Raw genomic sequence first — 2,942 nt, 5'->3', positions numbered from 1 at the left:
ACTCTGCCCACCAAAGATGACCTCTTGAGTGATCCCAGTGAAACGATCATCACCAAAATTACCGCCCCCGCCGGCTACACTATCAGTGGACCCGACACGGCTACGGCCACCATTCTTGACAATGATGGTAACTCAGCTAATAACAACTTGGTCGGGACAAGCTTTGCCGATGCCCTGGCTGGAGTGGGAGGTAAAGACACCATCAGCGGTTTAGAAGGTGATGATACCCTCGATGGTGGGGCCAATAATGATAACCTGACAGGCGGTCTTGGCAAAGATACCCTAACGGGAAGCACGGGATTGGATACTTTGACCTACAATTCCCTCGGTGATTCGCTGCTGAGTGGCTTTGATGTTATTCAAGGCTACAGTGGCACGGGTGCTAGTCTTGATCGCATTAATGCCCCTGTGCCTATTGCGCCAATCACTTTGACCGCATCGAAAGGCACAGCTACTGCTTTAACCGAAGCGGCGATTCAGTTGGTCTTGACTAATGCGGCCTTTGCTGCTAACACGGCGGCGGCCTTTAAAGTGACAGGTCAAAGTGGTACTTTTATCGCTCTCAATAATGGAGCGGCCGGTTTCCAAGCCGCTAGTGATGCGATCATTCAACTGAGTGGTTACAACATTGCTGCCGCCAGACCAGTGGTAGTGATCTAGATTGAGAGATCATTTAAGTTTGCCGGCAGTGGGAGAATCTTCTCCTACTGCCACTAGGGGTCTTTCAAAGCATAAGCTTCCTGTTGTTGTTCTGCGAAGCCTAAGAGGGGGGTGATTCGGTAGTAGCGATGGGGGCTTAATCCTTTGCTTTGCTGTGCATTGTAGTCATGGATAACTGGACTTCCTCCGTATAAACATACTAGCTATGGCTAAAAGTCTTACAGAGCCTGAGTTCAAGCAATACAATACCAATGAACTACTGGATGCCAAATCCTGAAGTTCTTACGCAGATAGGGTTTGAGGCAAAAATTTTCAAATTTGACCCTTCGACCATTATAGCTTGTTTCGGGGCAGAAAACCAGCAAAAACATGGCTACAGAGGAAATCGCTTACTCTAGAGATTAATCACACTATCTGTTACAATCTGGTTAGCGATCACTATACAGCCAACTCTACGGAATCGCTCTACTCCAGATACAGTCAACGGTACAGACATTTTCAAGCGAAAAATGTACCCAGTAGCCTCTTTTCAATTTTTTCTGAGACGCTCCCTAAGGGTTTTGTTGATTTTTTAGTATTTATGTAGGACTTGCTGAATAAATCTAAAAACCTTATTGGGTAAGACCTTTAGACTTTTTGTCAATCAAAAAGTACCAGATATGGGAGTGATCGGGGCGAAATTTAGGCACTTTTTCCCTGAAAATTAGGTAATTGGCCACCTCAAAACTGGTAAAACTCTACACCCTACACCCCACACCCCACACCCCACACCCTGCCCCCACGAACAACTTTTTCAGCAAACCCTATGTATGGGGGAAGTCCAGGTATTACATGAGACTAGGCTAAAACTAGGGTGAGTTAATAAGATAACTCACCCTGAAAGAGATTTAGCGATCGACTGACCCCATAATAATATCAATACTGCCTAAAATCGCCATAATATCGGCAACTTTTACCCCTTTGAGGATATGAGGCAGAATTTGAAGATTATTAAAATCGGCGGCCCGAATTTTCCAACGCCAAGGGAAAACATCATCATTACCGACGATAAAGATACCTAATTCCCCTTTACCACTTTCCAAGCGCACATAATGTTCACCTTTAGGGATTTTGAAAGTGGGGGCGACTTTTTTGGCGATATATTGATAGTCAAAATCATTCCAAGCTGATTTTTTCCCTTCTGCCATCCGTTTCGCTTCCAGATTTTCGTAGGGACCACCGGGTAAACCTTTCAGTGCTTGCCGGATAATCTTCACCGATTCGCGCATTTCCCGAATCCGCACCAGATAACGAGCAAAACAATCGCCGGCGGTTTCCCAATGCACTTCCCAGTCAAAATCGTCGTAACACTCGTAATGGTCAACTTTTCTTAAATCCCATTTCACCCCGGAAGCGCGTAACATCGGACCGGATAAACCCCAGTTAATCGCTTCGTCTCTGGTAATGCAGCCTATCCCTTCAATACGACGGCGGAAAATCGGGTTATTAGTGATTAATTTCTCGTATTCGTCCACTTTGGGGTCAAAATAGTCACAGAAATCCTCGCACTTATCCACCCATCCGTAGGGTAAATCTACCGCCACGCCACCAATACGGAAATAATTATTATTAATTAACCGCATTCCCGTGGCAGCTTCCCAGAGGTCATAAATCATCTCCCGTTCCCGGAAAATGTAGAAAAAGGGAGTTTGTGCGCCTACATCCGCCATAAAGGGGCCTAACCAGAGTAAATGGTTAGCGATGCGGTTGAGTTCCAACATAATCACCCGGATATATTGCGCTCGTTTGGGAACGGCGATATCGGCTAATTTTTCGGGAGCATTGACCGTAATCGCCTCATTAAACATCCCTGCGGCGTAATCCCAACGACTAACGTAGGGAACGTACATGACATTGGTGCGATTTTCGGCAATTTTTTCCATGCCCCGATGAAGATAACCGATCACGGGTTCACAGTCAATCACGTCTTCCCCGTCAAGGGTGACGATTAAGCGCAAAACTCCGTGCATCGAAGGGTGATGGGGTCCCATGTTTAAAACCATGGGTTCTGTTCTCGTTTCAATTTTTGCCATAGGGCTACCGATGATCCCGAAAATCTTTTTAAAGTCATTATAAGTAAACGCCTTGACAATACACAAGGACTATCGGGTATCAGTGATCAGTGATCAGTAATCAGTGATCAGTAATCAGTAGTCAGGATTTAGGAGATTATTTTTATTTATTCTCCCCACTTCCCCACTTCCCCACACCCCACACCCCCACTTCCCCACACCCCACACCCC

The 2,942-nt window shown here is 45.9% G+C and carries 3 protein-coding genes; 2 read left to right on the top strand and 1 reads right to left on the bottom strand.

Annotated elements, in window-relative coordinates:
* On the top strand, positions 1-660 hold a 660-nt coding region (locus O9290_RS24270), incomplete at its 5' end, for a bluetail domain-containing putative surface protein (RefSeq protein WP_288087626.1).
* 711 nt (positions 661-1,371) lie between these two features.
* Complete coding sequence (locus O9290_RS24265; protein WP_288057729.1) at positions 1,372-1,506, top strand: hypothetical protein; 135 nt, start codon at positions 1,372-1,374, stop codon at positions 1,504-1,506.
* A 41-nt stretch (positions 1,507-1,547) separates the two neighbouring features.
* On the opposite strand, the gene O9290_RS24260 is transcribed toward O9290_RS24265, so the two are convergent.
* Positions 1,548-2,732: an NAD(P)H-quinone oxidoreductase subunit H gene (locus O9290_RS24260; protein WP_002754423.1), complete on the bottom strand. Its 1,185-nt coding sequence runs from the start codon at positions 2,730-2,732 to the stop codon at positions 1,548-1,550.
* Positions 2,733-2,942: the final 210 nt, after the last annotated feature.

Origin of the sequence: Microcystis sp. LE19-41.2A (assembly GCF_027530405.1) — a bacterium.
Lineage (GTDB): Bacteria > Cyanobacteriota > Cyanobacteriia > Cyanobacteriales > Microcystaceae > Microcystis > Microcystis aeruginosa.
This window is presented reverse-complemented; position numbering and strand designations above follow the sequence as displayed.

Excerpts from the sequence above, each read along its gene's own strand:
- O9290_RS24260 (WP_002754423.1), bottom strand. The coding sequence starts at position 2,732 with ATGGCAAAAATTGAAACGAGAACAGAACCCATGGTTTTAAACATGGGA.